We start from the raw sequence: 13,654 nt of genomic DNA, 5'->3' as shown, positions 1-13,654 counted from the left end.
TCAGACCAGCGCCTCGATCGCCTTGCGCACGGCAGCTTCGTCCATATCGTGCAAGCCGATGACGACGAGGCGCGTGCCGCGGGTTTCGCCCGGTGCCCAGGCACGGTCGAAATACTGGTCGATGCGGCTGCCGACAGCCTGGATCTGCAGGCGCATCGGCTTGCCGGAGACATCGGCAAAGCCCTTCAGGCGCAGCACGTCATGCTGTGCGATCACGCCCTTCAGCTTCTCAATGAAACCGGCGGGATCGGCAAGCGTGCCGAGCTCGACGACGAAGCTGTCGAACTCGTCGTGGTCATGCGGCGTGCCGTCTTGGTGCTCCAGCTCGTGATGGGACTTGCGGTTGGCGATGTCTTCTTCCGTGCCGATGCCAAGGCCGAGCAGAACGCTTGCCGGGACATCGCCGTTCTTCGCTTCGATCAGCGCAGGTTTGCGTGAAATACGCGACGCAACCTCGTCGCGGACACGGATAATGCCGGCCGCATCGAGCAGATCGGTCTTGTTGAGCACGATCAGGTCGGCGCAGGTCAGCTGATCCTCGAACAGTTCCTCGATCGGGCTTTCGTGATCGAGGGATTCGTCCTCGACGCGGCGTGCCTCGACGGCATCGTGGTCATCGGCAAAGCGGCCGGCCGCGACTGCGGCGCTATCGACGACGGTGATGACGCCGTCGACAGTGACTTCGCTGCGGATATCCGGCCAGTTGAACGCGGCGACCAGCGGCTGCGGCAGCGCCAGACCCGAGGTCTCGATGACGATATGGTCGGGGCGCTGGTCGCGCTCCAGGAGCTTGGTCATCGTCGGAATGAAATCGTCGGCGACGGTGCAGCAGATGCAGCCATTGGTGAGCTCGATGATATCGTCCTCGGTGCAATTTTCAGCACCGCAGCCCTTCAGCACATCGCCGTCGACGCCGAGATCGCCGAATTCGTTGATGATCAGCGCGATCTTCTTGCCGCCGGTATTGGAAAGCAGGTTGCGGATCATCGTCGTCTTGCCGGCCCCGAGGAAGCCGGTGATCACGGTTGCGGGGATTTTCTGCTGGTTCATTCGTTCAACCCTTCATCTTCAGCGGCAGACCTGCCGCGATAAAATACACGTCCGCGGCTGAGGCTGCGATCATCTGGTGCAGCCGCCCGGCATGGTCGCGAAAATCCCGCGCCATCCGGTTTTCGGGAACGATCCCGAGGCCGACTTCATTGGAAACGAGAACGAGCCGCGCCTTCGCCTTCGGCAGCCAGGCCGCGAGCGCGGCACTTTCCGCCGCCACATCGCGCTCGTCCATCATCAGATTGGTGACCCAGAGCGTCAGGCAATCGACAAGGATCGCCCGGCCCTCGCTATCGATCGCCGCAAGCCGTTCGGCAAGCTGCAGCGGCTCCTCATGCGTCTGCCACGACGGCCCGCGATCGGCCCGATGCTGCTCGATCCGCGCCCGCATCTCGTCATCCCATGCTCGCCCCGTCGCCAGGTAGTGACGTTCGAGACCGGTAGCGGTGATGAGATTTTCGGCGAAGCGGGATTTGCCGGACCGGGCGCCGCCGAGGATGAAAGTCGCACTGCTCATGCGAAGGCCGCCGTCCTGGGGCACATATCTCTCGGTCTTCCCTCATTCCTGTGCTTGTCACAGGAATCCAGCCACGGCGCGTCTGCGCCGTGAATGAATCGCAGCAACAAGGAAATGAGTCTCTCGTGCCCAAGGACTTGGGCACGCTGGATTCCTGTGACATCCCGTGGGCGCAGCCCTAAGGCCACAGGAATGGGGGTAGAGCTAGCAACACCCAAAGACCCGGGCGCCTCCCCCTTCCATCGCACCGCCAAAGACGGCACACAAAACTCTGTTTCAGCCATGACAACCTCCGTGCTGGCAGCGGGCGGGAATGCCCAAGGGCTCTTCGCCCGGCACAGATGGCAGGTCTCCTGGCTCGCGGTTGTCGGCCCCGACAGGGACGGCCAAAAGGCCATCCCTGATCGTGCCAGCGGATCTTCCTCGCCTTCCCGGCTGCATTCTCGTGAAAAGGCGGACGATTCGTAGAATAAGAGGCGTCCTGCCCCGGCTGATCACGATGCATTTCCAGTGGCTTTTCCGGTGTCCGTCAGTCATTGCCCTGCTGCGGAATGCAGCGATCAGGCAGTGGTGCCGGTGCACCGGATGGAAGACCCTGACCGCTCTACAGTCGCGGGGTCGGCTGTGATGAAGGCGCCCGGTTTGGGTCCGCCCCGTCACATTCCCTTTTCATCCCGGGCAGCAACCGCCGCCCCGGAACCATCCGTAATTGAACGCATCGTTAGGCGTGCCGCGATGCGAAGTCAATCGATGCCAGGGCAATCCAAACAGCCCGCCCTTAACCCTACTGAGTCTACCAAACAGATAGCCTATTAAATTCATTGACTTAAGGCGACATTTCGCTTGCGGCCGCCTCTCTTTTGCTGCAATTGCTCGCGAAATCATGCGGCGCAAAAAGCGCGCTTCCTTGATCCTGCATTCCATCGCCTAGTTCTCTCATCATGCTCACGAAAACCGACATCGGCCGCCTGGCGCGGCGCCATCTCAAATTCGATATGGCGCGGCTGCGCGCCCTGGCGCGCCAGAATGAAATGGGCATGGTTTTCGCGGGCGGCGCTGTCGGCATCATCGCCGGTTGCGCGGTGACCGGCATGAGCCTGATCTCGCGCGAAATGCACAGCCTGATTTTCGGCATCAGCGATGTCGATCGCCTGAGCTCGTCCGAAATCGACAACAAGCTGCTCCTGCTCTTGGCGCCGATCTGCGGCGGCCTGCTTCTCGGCCTGCTGCTGTTCATCCTTAGCAGAACGCGCAAGAAGCCGATGGTCGACCCGATCGAGGCGAATGCGCTGCATGGCGGCCGCCTGTCGCTGACCGATAGCGTGATCGTCGCGATCCAGAACCTGATCTCCAACGGCTTCGGCGCCTCGGTCGGCCTTGAGGCCGGCTATACGCAGCTTGCGGCCGGTCTGGCCTCCAAGCTCGGCCTGAAGCTGCAACTGCGGCGCGCCGATCTGCGCGTCCTCGTCGGCTGCGGCGCGGCCGGCGCCATCGCCGCCGCCTTCAACGCGCCGCTGACGGGCGCCTTCTACGCTTTCGAGCTGATCATCGGCACCTACACGATCGTCTCGCTGACCCCCGTCGTCGTTTCCGCCCTGCTCTCGACGCTAATCGCCCGCCTGCTTGCCGGCAGCGACTTTACCATCGATGTCGGCCAATTCGGCAGCGTCGTTCCGGCCGACTACGTTCCGGCGATCCTGCTCGGCGGCTGCTGCGCCGGGGCCGGCATTCTGATCATGCAGGGCGTCTCCTTCATCGAGGAACTGGCGCGCAAGAGCTCGGTGCCGACCTATGCCCGCCCGGCGCTCGGCGGCATCGTCGTCGGCCTGCTGGCGATGATTTCGCCGCAAGTGCTCTCGGCAGGCCATGGCGCCCTGCATCTCAACCTGTCGCATCAGGTGGCGATCCCGGCGCTGATCGGCATTCTGCTGTTGAAATCCTTCGCCTCCGCCGTATCGATCGGCTCCGGCTTCAGAGGCGGCCTGTTCTTTGCCTCGCTGTTCATGGGCGCCCTGCTCGGCAAGCTCTTCGCCTATTCGGCGCCGTTCTTCGCGCATGCGTCACTGACACCGGAGGTCTATGCCGTCGTCGGCATGAGTTCGCTCGCCGTCGCCATCATCGGCGGACCGTTGACGATGACCTTCCTGGCGCTCGAGATCACCGGCGACTTCCCGATCACCGCGCTGGTGCTCGCCGCTGTCATCACATCCTCGCTCGTCGTGCGCACCACCTTCGGCTACTCCTTCGCCACATGGCGCTTCCATCTGCGCGGCGAAAGCATTCGCAGCGCCCATGATGTCGGCTGGATCCGCAACCTGACGGTCGGCAAGCTGATGCGCGCCGACGTGAAGACCGCCAATGTCGCGACCTCCGTCGAGGAGTTCAAGAAGACCTTCCCGGCCGGTTCGACGCAGCGCGTCATCCTCGTCGATGACACCGGGAAATATGCCGGCCTCGTCCTTGTTCCCGAAATCCATTCCAATCCGATCGATACGGATGACGAGGGCAAGGGCCTGGAGAGCTTCATCCGCTACAAGAACGACTTCCTGCAGCCGCAGATGAACGCCAAGCAGGCCGCCGCGATCTTCGACAAGACCGAGAGCGAAGCGCTCGCCGTGCTCAACAATCTGATCGAGCGAAAGGTCGTCGGCCAGCTCAGCGAAAGCCATACGCTGCGCCGTTATACGGAAGAACTGGACCGCCGCCGCCGCGAGGTCTCTGGCGAAATCTAGCCCAGCAGCCGCTGCAGCCAGTCGCGATCGAGATGGCGCTCCAGCTCGGCCGCCACGTCATCCAGCGCCCTGTCGACGCTTTCGGCATAGCTCTTCCGTTCGCCTGCGAGACCAAAACTTTCGAGCAGTCGCGCGCGGTAGGCGTCGCTCGAAAACAGCCCGTGCAGATAGGTGCCCATCACCCGGCCATCGGTGGAGATCGCACCGTCAGGCAAGCCGTCGATTTGGGCGGACGGGTGGTCGCAATCCGCGCCTTCCGTCACGCCCAGATGGATCTGATAGCCGGAAAGCGGCGTGCCATATTCGGCGGAGACAGCACGGCTGTTGCGCACGACCTTCTCAGGCGCCATTACCGTCTCGACGTCCAGAAGGCCAAGGCCTTCCGTTTCGGCTGCACTGCCTTCGATGCCGAGCGGATCATGAACCTTGCGCCCGAGCATCTGGTAGCCGCCGCAAATGCCGATCACCCGCCCGCCACGCCGCATATGGGCCGCAAGATCGCGGTCCCAGCCGGCTGCGCGGAAATCCGCGAGATCGCTGATCGTCGACTTCGAGCCCGGCAGAACGACGAGAGCGGCATCATCAGGAAGACGGTCGCCGGCCTTGACGAAGACAAGCTCGACATCCTCTTCCGCGCGGAGCGGATCGAGATCATCGAAATTGGCAATCCGCGGCAGCACGGGTACGGCGACTTTCAGCGCCGCCGGCTTCCCGCGCGCCAGCTTTTCGAGAACGACGGAATCTTCGGCCGGAAGGCCACCAGCCGCCTTCAGCCAAGGTACCACGCCGAAGCACGGCCAGCCCGTATAGCGCCCTATCGCAGCAATGCCGTCATCGAAGAGCGAGACGTCGCCGCGGAACTTGTTGATGATATAGCCGGAGATCATGCCGCGATCCCGCACATCGAGGATCGCATGCGTTCCGACCAACGAGGCGATGACGCCGCCGCGGTCGATATCGCCGACCAGCACGACCGGCACGCCCGCCCGCGTGGCAAAGCCCATATTGGCAATATCGCCCGGCCGCAGATTGATCTCCGCCGGAGATCCCGCGCCCTCGACGATCACAAGGTCGGCGCCTTCAGAAACCATCGCGAAGCTGGAGAGAACATACTCGAGCAGCTGCGGTTTCAGGCGCTGGTAGTCGCGCCCTTTCGCCTGCCCCCAGACCTTGCCCTGCACGACGATCTGGCTGCCATTCTCCGATTGCGGCTTCAGCAGGATCGGGTTCATGTGAACGGAGGACGGCGTGCGCGCGGCAAGCGACTGCAGCCACTGCGCCCGGCCGATCTCGCCGCCGTCATCGGCGACGGCAGCATTGTTCGACATGTTCTGCGGCTTGAAGGGGCGAACGGTCAGACCGCGATTGGCCGCCAGCCGGCAGAGCCCGGCGACGAGCACCGTCTTGCCGACATCCGATCCTGTTCCCTGAAGCATGATGGCTCTGGTCATGGATGACGCCTACAACGCGTTGCCGCGCGCGGTCAACGGCAGGTCCCAAAACGCGAAAACCGCGCCAGCCGGGAGCCGCGCGGTTTGCCGTAAAACTCTGGCGTATCGCCCATACACGGCGAAACTCGTGCTCTCCGGGACGCAGAACCTGATCCGGAGAACCGGCGGTTTGTCCCCCGCCGTGGTTACACTGATAGCGCGACATTCTTACCGGAGAGTTATTGAGCTCTTAAGCAAAGATGAATTTCGACCTTTTTTGAACTTTTATTGACCGCGACGCGAAACGCACTCCTGCACTCACCTAACGGAAAGCTGCGTGAACCCGTAATATTAGCCGATACAAATCAAAGATTTAGCCCAGAAAAATTCAACCTGAGAAAGTTGATCTCAACCTTTTCGGCATTACCATCGGCAAAATAAAAAATCACAAGTGGAACAAAGGAAGCGCAGATGAAGGCCGCATTGAGAATGCTGTTCCTGTCAGCCATGGCCTGGGCCTGCGCTTCAGCTGCCGTAGCGGCAGGTTGCGGCGCGGTGACGATCGCCGAGATGAAGTGGGGGTCGGCTGCGATCGCTGCCAATTTCGACAAGATCATCCTGGAGGCCGGCTACGGCTGCAGCGTCGAGATCGTCCCCGGCGATACCATGCCGACTTTCGCATCCATGGATGGCAAGGGCACGCCCGATATCGCGCCCGAGCTTTGGGTCAAGGGCGTCGAGATCGAACTCTCCAAGGCGATTGCCGCCGGGCGGCTGGTCGAGGGCGCCGATATCCTCGCCGATGGCGCTGTCGAGGGCTGGTGGATCCCGAAATTCGTTGCCGATGCCAATCCCTCGATCAGGACGATCGAGGATGCGCTGGCAAGGCCCGATCTGTTCCCCGATGAGAACGACCCCGCAAAAGGCGCGGTCTTCAATTGCCCGACGGGTTGGAGCTGCAAGATCACCACGCAGAACCTGTTCAAGGCCTACTATGCCGAAGCCAAGGGCTTCAACCTGATCAGCGCCGATACGCCGAAAGACCTGGACGCCTCGATCGCCGATGCCTTCGAGCGCAAGCGCGGTTGGCTCGGCTACTACTGGGCACCAACCGCCCTCATCGGAAAATACGACATGATCCGCCTCGGCATGGGCGTCCCCTATAGCGAGATGGAGTGGAACACCTGCACGGCAGTCTCCGGCTGCGCCCGCCCCCGGCGCAATGCATACCCGACCTCGCAGGGCGTCACCGTCACCACGAAGGCCTTTGCCGATCGCGCCGGCCCGGCAATGGACTACCTGCGCAAGCGCAGCTGGGATAACGGCACGATCAACGACGTCCTCGCCTGGCAGGACGAGAACAGCGAAAGCAGCCGGAACGCCGCCGTCTATTTCCTGGAGAACTATCCGGAACTCTGGACCACCTGGGTTCCCGAAGAGATCGCGGCACGGGTCAAGCGGGCGCTCTAAATCGCTGCAAGCTTCGCGAAGGCCAGAGCGGGCAAAAGGAAGAACCGATAACGACCGCGCCTCTGTTGCGCGCCAAAACGATTTTCTTGAGGTACCCGATGACCACAGCCGCTTCCTTCCCCGATCGCGAAACCGTTGCCCAGAAGTTCGCCGGCGCCAGTGACGCCGACAAGTCCTATATCGAACTGCTGATGGAAAACGTCGCGCAGGACGACAATCTGGTCGACGGCCTGCACCGCTATCTCGATCTCTCCGCAGAGAGCCGCTTCCTGAATTCGCTGAAGCTTGAGACGACGGGCACATGGATTGGTACGGCTGCACCTGCCCGTCTTCAGATCCGGCTGATGGAGGCCGCCAAGTCGAGCCAGCATCCGGCCTATCAGGCCTTCCGCAATGGTCTCTCCCGCTCCGGCGGCCTCGAGAAGGCTTATCCGGCAGCCAAGATCTGATCGTTAATGGCGCGCCGCGCGGTCAACCGAGCGGCCGGCATCCTGCGTGGCGTTGACGGCATTGGCCGTATCGCGGCCCATGCCGCGGATCGTGTTGCCGCAGGAAGACAGGGCGAGCAGAAGCAGGAAGGCAGCACCGATTTTGGCTGTCGTCGTCATTTTGGAAATCCTTTGCAAATATGACCTCTCCGAAGCGGCGGGCGCCGCTCCGGGCGATTAACGCGCCAAGGCCAAAAAGGTTCACGCCAATAATGGCTTAGGCGGCGACGGCCTTGGCTTTTTCGGCAAAGGCATGGCGAATGCTGTCGGCCACCGCCTGCATCGGCCCGGAAAGCTGCGATGCCGTCAGCAGCCGGATTTCGAAGGAGCCGAGTTCCGGCAGGCCTTCCTGAGCGCCGAGGATCACCATGTCTTCGCTGACATAGGAGCGCGGCAGCGGCGCGATCGCCAGATCGGACACCACGGCAGCGCGCTGCGCCATCGTGTGACCGCTGAGATAGGCGACACGATAGGGCCGCTTGTTGCGCTCGAGCTGCGCCAACGCTTCCTGGCGCCAGATGCAGCCCTCTTCCCATATCGAGATCGGCAGCGGCTCCTTGCGATGCGCCGTGCCGCACTTGGCGCCGGCCCAGACGAGCTTTTCGCGATAGACGATCTCACCGCCGGTCGGGAAAGGCCTGGTCGCGAAATTGACGAGCGCCAGATCGAGGCGCTGCTCTTCCATCCGCTTCTTCAAGCCGATGCTCATGTCGATCGTCACATCGACCATGATGCCGGGGTAGCTCTCGGCAAAACTCTTCAGAATGCTCGGCAGCAGCCGCTCGCCGATATCTTCAGGCGCGCCGAGACGGACGACGCCGCTAAGTTCGGGCATGATGAAGCGCGAGACGGCCTCGTTGGAGAGCGCCAGGATATTGCGCGCATAGGTCAAGAGCAGCTCGCCATGCTGCGTCAGCGTCACCGAGCGCGCGTCGCGCATGAACAGTGTCGCGCCGAGCTGTTCCTCGAGCTTCTTGATCTGCATGGAGACGGCCGACGGCGTCCTGAACACCGCTTCGGCCGCAGTCGAAAAATTGCCGGTTTCCGCGATTGCCACGAAGGTGCGCAGAACGTCGTTATCGAGAAGCGGGATAGGCCTGCGAAAGGGCATCGTCATCGGCGCATCTTTCAATTTTTCTGAATTTAAACACCATATCATTTCGTTTGTTTGAAAGTCAATCGAACCTTATATTTTACTCATGGCTGAAACACGAACACAGGAGGCCATGATGACTGACACTGTACAGACCGCAATTGACGCCTTCTTCGCGCTCCGCTCACGGCAGATCCAGCGCACCGCCTGGAACAACACGATGCGCCAGATGACGGCCCTGCCCCATCACCTGATCGCCGATGTCGATCCTTACGCAGCCGCCGCAGCCGAGCGTGACCTGATGACGAAGAGCTTCAACAAAAATGATGGTATCCATAAAATCAATTCGTTTGATTGATGGATAGCAAGATCTAATATGTGGAACAGGCGCAACATGCCTGACGAACAAAGGACGAGGACAATGACCACCATCACCTATCGCGAGAGCAAGAGCTCATCCGGCCTGCATTTCGACGTAGGCAGCCTTCTTCAGAAGGTTTCGCACTCCTGGCAGCAGTGGCAGGCAGCGCGTGAAATCGAATCCATGCCGTTCGACATCCGCAAGGACGTGGGTTACCCGTCGGCAGAAGCCGCGGACGAACGCAAGGTTATGTAATGAATGCGACATACCTCCCAGCGTGAGGGCGGCGTCCTGCCACTGGCAGCGCCGCCCTCATCGTTTCCGGGCGGCAAAATTTAATCTTGAATTTCAGAAGCATATATTTGAAAGCAGTTTCACCGCGCGACTTTTGACCCTCGCTTTGGGCGATTGACGGAAGCCCTTTCCGACAATGTCGCAAAATTGCTCTTACTAGCCGCATATTTCCATGCGAATGTCGCTTTTGGAACATCTAGGCGACGCATTTCAGGCAACCAATATGCATCGCCCTCCAGCATGGATTTTGCTCAATGAACAAGATGCTGACCAAGAAGCGCTCTCTCGTCTTCTTTATGGTTCCCCAGTTCACCATGCTGCCGTTCTCGGCGGCGATCGACACGCTGCGCATCGCCAACCGTATGCTCGGCTATCAGGCTTACACCTGGCGCCTCACCTCGGTCGACGGCAACAAGGTCTATTCTTCCTGCGGCATCGGCGTTGAGGCGAACTCCTCGCTCGCTGAAGAGCGCCGTCATCTCGGCGGCGAGAACCGCCCAAGCATGGTGCTCGTCTGTTCCGGCATCGATGTCGAGGACTTCAACAACAAGTCGGTCAACGCCTGGCTGCGTGAAAGCTATAACCGCGGCGTCGCCGTCGGCAGTCTCTGTACGGGCGCGCATCTGCTTGCTCAGGCAGGGCTCCTGAATGGCAAGCGTTGCGCGATCCACTGGGAAAACCTGCCGGGCTTCTCCGAAGCCTTCCCGCAGGCGGAGGTCTATGCCGATCTCTATGAAGTGGACAGCAATCTCTATACCTGCGCCGGCGGCACCGCCTCGCTGGATATGATGCTGAACCTCGTCGGCCAGGATTTCGGCGAAAGCCTCGTCAACCGCATCTGCGAGCAGCACCTGACGGACCGCGTCCGCAGCCCGCATGACCGCCAGCGCCTGCCGTTGCGCGCCCGCCTCGGCGTCCAGAACGCCAAGGTTCTCTCCATCATCGAGCTAATGGAAGGCAATCTCGCCGAGCCGCTGTCGCTGCTGGAGATCGCCGATGGCGCCGGCCTGTCGCGCCGCCAGATCGAGCGCCTGTTCCGCCAGGAAATGGGCCGTTCGCCTGCCCGCTACTATCTCGAAATCCGCCTCGACCGCGCCCGCCATCTCCTGGTGCAGTCGTCGATGCCTGTCGTCGAAGTGGCCGTCGCCTGTGGCTTTGTCTCCGCCTCGCACTTCTCCAAGTGTTATCGCGAACTCTACAACCGCTCGCCCCAGCAGGAGCGTGCCGAACGCAAGATGACCATGGCAACCGCGCGCCAGGCGCTGGCAGCCTGAAAATAGCGGGATTGGACATTCGGAGCGGCGCCTATTGCGCCGCTTCTTCCGTCATGCGGGCATCCGAATAGACCATGTTCCGGCCCTTGTGCTTGGCCATGTAGAGGAACTGGTCCGCAGCGTTCAGATAGTTTTCGAAGGTCTCGTAGCCGGCAATTTCGGCAACGCCGATGGAGACCGTCACCGACAGCTCCTCGTCGTCGGCCGAAACCTTGAGCCGCGACAGATCCGAGCGGACCTCGTCGCAAAGCTTCGTCGCCGCCTGCGAATCCATCATCGGGAAGAGAATGGCGAATTCCTCGCCGCCGAGGCGCGACAGAAGATTGTCGCTGCCCTCGAAGATCGTCGCCAGCCGCGCGGCGACCGCGATCAGCACCTTGTCGCCGATCTCGTGACCATAGGTGTCGTTCAGCCGCTTGAAATGGTCGATGTCGAGAATGGCGACCGAGCTCGCCGACTTCTGCCGCAGACATTCGTTCACGACCTTCGGGCCGTAATCGTAGAAATAGCGCCGGTTATAGAGACCCGTCAGATAATCGCAGGCGGCGGCAGCGCGTAACTGCTTCATCTGCGTCAGCGTCTCGACATTGTTGGCGATACGGCACTGCAGCTCCTCGGCCACGAAGGGCCGGTAGACGAAATCGCTCGCCCCGGCCTTCAGGAAACTCGCCGAGAGCATCCTGTCGCTGGACGAGGACACGCCGATCACCCGGATCTTGTCGGAACCGAAACGGTGACGAATGCGCCGCGTCAGCTCGTAGCCGCTCATATCGGGCATATGATGATCGGTAACGACGAGCTCGATGTCGCTATAGGCTTCCAGCGCCGCCAGCGCCTCCAGCCCGGAATTGGCTTCGACCACCATATATTGCTGCGCCGTCAGGAGATCGACCAGCACTTGACGCGCCGAAGCGACGTCATCGACGACAAGCACCCGCGTCTTGCGATTGGTGATCGCCCGGCGGACGGTCGAGACCAGATTGTCGAGCGCGAATTCATTGTCCTTGAGCACATAGTCGATGACATTGCGCTCCATGATCCTGTTGCGCGTCTCGAGGTCGAATGTCGCGGTAAAAACGATCGCCGGGATCTTGTGCTCGATCGCGCAGTCCAGCGCCTCGCCATAGGGCGCATCCGGCAGATTGAGATCGACGACGGCCATCGTATAGCCATGCGAATCCTGGGCCAGCGCCTCCTGCAGCGCCTTGAGCGAAGGACAGGCTTTGACGTTCAGGCCGAGCTCCGTCTGGAAGCGATGGCACAAAACCGCGGAAAACATGCGGGAATCTTCAACCAGCAGTATCTTATGGCCGCCGAAACGCGGCGCAGAACTGTCCCGATTGAAATCCGCCTGGAAAGCCATTCAGTCCCCTACTCCCCGTGCTGCAAGAGAGAGTCGAATCGACTCTTTCCACAACGGCTCGGACGATAGCGGACACACCCAATTGGGTGAAGAGCCAAGCGGGCTCTAAAATAACCTGAAATTGCAAAAATTCGACTTCTCTTAACAACGGAAGCAGGGCCCTCGTTCATCCGGGGGCCCTCCACAATCCGTCATGGAAGATTGTCGAACTATGCAACCGCTCGCTCTCGCTTCATCGTCTTGATCTGCAGCAAAGTGTCGAGGTTCTGATTGACGCGGCAATAGAACTCCTCGTCGATGAACGGGCGCAGCATGAAATCGTTCCCGCCGGCCTTCAGGAAGCGGGCCGAAAGCAGCCGGTTCGAAGACGAGGAAACGCCGATGATGCGCAGTTCATGCGAGCCGATATTGGCGCGGATTCGGCGCGTCAGCTCGAAGCCGTCGATATCGGGCATGTTGTAATCGGTGACCATCAGGCCGATGTCGCGATTGGCCTTGAGGATTTCGAGCGCCTTGGCGCCGCTTTCGGCAACGCTGACGCGGAAATTATAGCGCTTCAGGCGGCTGGAGAGTAGCGCGCGGGCCGTCGCGCTGTCATCGACGATCAGCACGTGATGGCGCTTGTTGGTGAGGAAGCGGCAGATCGATTCCGACAGGAGATCGACGGCGAAGACATTGTCCTTGAGGATATAGTCGACAATGTCCTTGGCCATCAGCTCGTCACGCAGGGTCTCGTTGAACGTGCCGGTGAAGACGATGGTCGGAATGCTGAGATCGACCAGATATTCCAGTGCCTCGCCCTTTTCGGCGCCCGGCAGGTTGATATTGGAGATCGCCAGCGTGATCGGATCGGACGACTTGTCGTAGGCGAGCTGCAGCTCCTCGAAGTCACGGCATACTTCGACCGTGATGTCGAACAGCTCCTTAAGCCGCTTGCTGACCATCGACGTGAAGACGTTGGAATCCTCGGCAAGAATAATACGCGCACCCGCAAACATTTCGCCGGAATATTGCATTCCCGAAATACCTAAAAACGACATAGCAAACCTTTGAATGAAAATGAGCCCCTCGATGGGACAGATATATCAATTCATTTGAATAATTATTAATCGAACGCCCCGGAAAACAGCCCGGAAGTTCTTGCAGCGCCCGCCCGATACCTTCTTTTGCTTATGCTTAAAAGATTATGCTCAAGCGCCCGCACGGGCTGCGCAGGGCGCAATGCGCCACAACCCCGTTCCGGGCGCCGGCGCTTTACTTGATGATCGCCGAACCCTTGACGATCTCGATCGTCTCGCCGCCATCGAGGCCGATGCGATCGCCGTCGGGCGTCGTCATGAAACAGCCGGATGCGCAGAGGTTTTCGGAAGCGCCGCTATCGACGACGATCTCCACCTTGTTGCCGCCCTCGGTGATGACGAGAACGACCGCGGCTGGGTCTGTATTGGTGATGGTCGCCGCTGATGCGCCCCAGGCGGCGAAGAGGAAAAGAAGCAGTCCGGCGGCAAGTCTTGCCATTCGTAACGGCGCGTTGACGCGCCCTCCCCAGGAGCATATCGGCGCTGCTGCCCCCAGCAGCGAA

At 60.9% G+C, this 13,654-nt stretch carries 14 protein-coding genes and 1 riboswitch; of the genes, 6 read left to right on the top strand and 8 right to left on the bottom strand.

Annotated features, from left to right (window positions below; all coding sequences use genetic code 11):
• Positions 1-1,050 carry a cobalamin biosynthesis protein CobW gene (gene cobW / locus ACODR6_RS22010; protein WP_489024478.1) on the bottom strand — a complete coding sequence of 350 codons (1,050 nt, stop codon included), beginning with the start codon at positions 1,048-1,050 and terminating at the stop codon, positions 1-3.
• 4 nt (positions 1,051-1,054) lie between these two features.
• Complete coding sequence (gene cobU / locus ACODR6_RS22005; protein WP_489024476.1) at positions 1,055-1,567, bottom strand: bifunctional adenosylcobinamide kinase/adenosylcobinamide-phosphate guanylyltransferase; 513 nt, start codon at positions 1,565-1,567, stop codon at positions 1,055-1,057.
• 326 nt (positions 1,568-1,893) lie between these two features.
• A riboswitch (cobalamin riboswitch) is annotated at positions 1,894-2,286 on the bottom strand.
• A gap of 222 nt (positions 2,287-2,508) precedes the next feature.
• Here cobU and ACODR6_RS22000 point away from each other — a divergent pair.
• Complete coding sequence (locus ACODR6_RS22000) at positions 2,509-4,299, top strand: chloride channel protein (RefSeq protein ID WP_199629103.1); 1,791 nt, start codon at positions 2,509-2,511, stop codon at positions 4,297-4,299.
• On the opposite strand, the gene ACODR6_RS21995 is transcribed toward ACODR6_RS22000, so the two are convergent.
• A complete protein-coding gene (locus tag ACODR6_RS21995) occupies positions 4,296-5,750 on the bottom strand; it encodes a cobyric acid synthase (protein WP_489024474.1) in 1,455 nt (484 codons plus the stop codon). The two genes, ACODR6_RS22000 and ACODR6_RS21995, sit on opposite strands and share 4 nt — an antisense overlap.
• 450 nt (positions 5,751-6,200) lie before the next feature.
• On the opposite strand from ACODR6_RS21995, the gene ACODR6_RS21990 reads away from it, so the two are divergent.
• Both ACODR6_RS21990 and ACODR6_RS21985 read left to right on the top strand, forming a co-directional pair.
• Positions 6,201-7,199, top strand: a complete 999-nt coding sequence (locus tag ACODR6_RS21990; RefSeq protein ID WP_489024472.1) for a glycine betaine ABC transporter substrate-binding protein — start codon at positions 6,201-6,203, stop codon at positions 7,197-7,199.
• A 98-nt stretch (positions 7,200-7,297) separates the two neighbouring features.
• Positions 7,298-7,648, top strand: coding sequence for a hypothetical protein (locus tag ACODR6_RS21985; protein ID WP_489024470.1), 351 nt, complete (start codon positions 7,298-7,300; stop codon positions 7,646-7,648).
• Positions 7,649-7,651: 3 nt separating this feature from the next.
• On the opposite strand, the gene ACODR6_RS21980 is transcribed toward ACODR6_RS21985, so the two are convergent.
• Positions 7,652-7,807 carry an entericidin domain-containing protein gene (locus ACODR6_RS21980; RefSeq protein ID WP_112715239.1) on the bottom strand — a complete coding sequence of 52 codons (156 nt, stop codon included), beginning with the start codon at positions 7,805-7,807 and terminating at the stop codon, positions 7,652-7,654.
• 97 nt (positions 7,808-7,904) lie between these two features.
• Positions 7,905-8,846 (bottom strand): LysR family transcriptional regulator, encoded by a 942-nt coding sequence (locus ACODR6_RS21975; protein ID WP_413709709.1) that lies wholly within the window; start codon positions 8,844-8,846, stop codon positions 7,905-7,907.
• Positions 8,847-8,916: 70 nt separating this feature from the next.
• On the opposite strand from ACODR6_RS21975, the gene ACODR6_RS21970 reads away from it, so the two are divergent.
• From ACODR6_RS21970 to ACODR6_RS21960, 3 genes are all read left to right on the top strand, one after another.
• Positions 8,917-9,138, top strand: coding sequence for a hypothetical protein (locus tag ACODR6_RS21970; RefSeq protein ID WP_489024468.1), 222 nt, complete (start codon positions 8,917-8,919; stop codon positions 9,136-9,138).
• A 63-nt stretch (positions 9,139-9,201) separates the two neighbouring features.
• Positions 9,202-9,396: a hypothetical protein gene (locus ACODR6_RS21965; RefSeq protein WP_112715245.1), complete on the top strand. Its 195-nt coding sequence runs from the start codon at positions 9,202-9,204 to the stop codon at positions 9,394-9,396.
• Positions 9,397-9,689: 293 nt separating this feature from the next.
• Positions 9,690-10,709 carry a GlxA family transcriptional regulator gene (locus tag ACODR6_RS21960; protein ID WP_112715247.1) on the top strand — a complete coding sequence of 340 codons (1,020 nt, stop codon included), beginning with the start codon at positions 9,690-9,692 and terminating at the stop codon, positions 10,707-10,709.
• 31 nt (positions 10,710-10,740) lie between these two features.
• On the opposite strand, the gene ACODR6_RS21955 is transcribed toward ACODR6_RS21960, so the two are convergent.
• The 3 genes from ACODR6_RS21955 to ACODR6_RS21945 all read right to left on the bottom strand — a co-directional run bounded on the left by ACODR6_RS21955 (position 10,741) and on the right by ACODR6_RS21945 (position 13,590).
• Positions 10,741-12,072 (bottom strand): GGDEF domain-containing response regulator, encoded by a 1,332-nt coding sequence (locus ACODR6_RS21955; protein WP_489024465.1) that lies wholly within the window; start codon positions 12,070-12,072, stop codon positions 10,741-10,743.
• 209 nt (positions 12,073-12,281) lie between these two features.
• Entirely contained in the window at positions 12,282-13,112 is an 831-nt protein-coding gene (locus tag ACODR6_RS21950; RefSeq protein ID WP_112715251.1) for a response regulator, read from the bottom strand.
• 214 nt (positions 13,113-13,326) lie between these two features.
• Positions 13,327-13,590, bottom strand: coding sequence for a hypothetical protein (locus ACODR6_RS21945; protein WP_489024463.1), 264 nt, complete (start codon positions 13,588-13,590; stop codon positions 13,327-13,329).
• Positions 13,591-13,654 lie beyond the last annotated feature (64 nt).

It is taken from the genome of Rhizobium sp. FG96 (assembly GCF_057808655.1).
This window is presented reverse-complemented; position numbering and strand designations above follow the sequence as displayed.

Coding starts and splice junctions, on each gene's coding strand:
- cobW (WP_489024478.1), bottom strand. CDS start 1,050: ATGAACCAGCAGAAAATCCCCGCAACCGTGATCACCGGCTTCCTCGGG.
- cobU (WP_489024476.1), bottom strand. CDS start 1,567: ATGAGCAGTGCGACTTTCATCCTCGGCGGCGCCCGGTCCGGCAAATCC.
- ACODR6_RS22000 (WP_199629103.1), top strand. CDS start 2,509: ATGCTCACGAAAACCGACATCGGCCGCCTGGCGCGGCGCCATCTCAAA.
- ACODR6_RS21995 (WP_489024474.1), bottom strand. CDS start 5,750: ATGACCAGAGCCATCATGCTTCAGGGAACAGGATCGGATGTCGGCAAG.
- ACODR6_RS21990 (WP_489024472.1), top strand. CDS start 6,201: ATGAAGGCCGCATTGAGAATGCTGTTCCTGTCAGCCATGGCCTGGGCC.
- ACODR6_RS21985 (WP_489024470.1), top strand. CDS start 7,298: ATGACCACAGCCGCTTCCTTCCCCGATCGCGAAACCGTTGCCCAGAAG.
- ACODR6_RS21980 (WP_112715239.1), bottom strand. CDS start 7,807: ATGACGACGACAGCCAAAATCGGTGCTGCCTTCCTGCTTCTGCTCGCC.
- ACODR6_RS21975 (WP_413709709.1), bottom strand. CDS start 8,846: ATGATATGGTGTTTAAATTCAGAAAAATTGAAAGATGCGCCGATGACG.
- ACODR6_RS21970 (WP_489024468.1), top strand. CDS start 8,917: ATGACTGACACTGTACAGACCGCAATTGACGCCTTCTTCGCGCTCCGC.
- ACODR6_RS21965 (WP_112715245.1), top strand. CDS start 9,202: ATGACCACCATCACCTATCGCGAGAGCAAGAGCTCATCCGGCCTGCAT.
- ACODR6_RS21960 (WP_112715247.1), top strand. CDS start 9,690: ATGAACAAGATGCTGACCAAGAAGCGCTCTCTCGTCTTCTTTATGGTT.
- ACODR6_RS21955 (WP_489024465.1), bottom strand. CDS start 12,072: ATGGCTTTCCAGGCGGATTTCAATCGGGACAGTTCTGCGCCGCGTTTC.
- ACODR6_RS21950 (WP_112715251.1), bottom strand. CDS start 13,112: ATGTCGTTTTTAGGTATTTCGGGAATGCAATATTCCGGCGAAATGTTT.
- ACODR6_RS21945 (WP_489024463.1), bottom strand. CDS start 13,590: ATGGCAAGACTTGCCGCCGGACTGCTTCTTTTCCTCTTCGCCGCCTGG.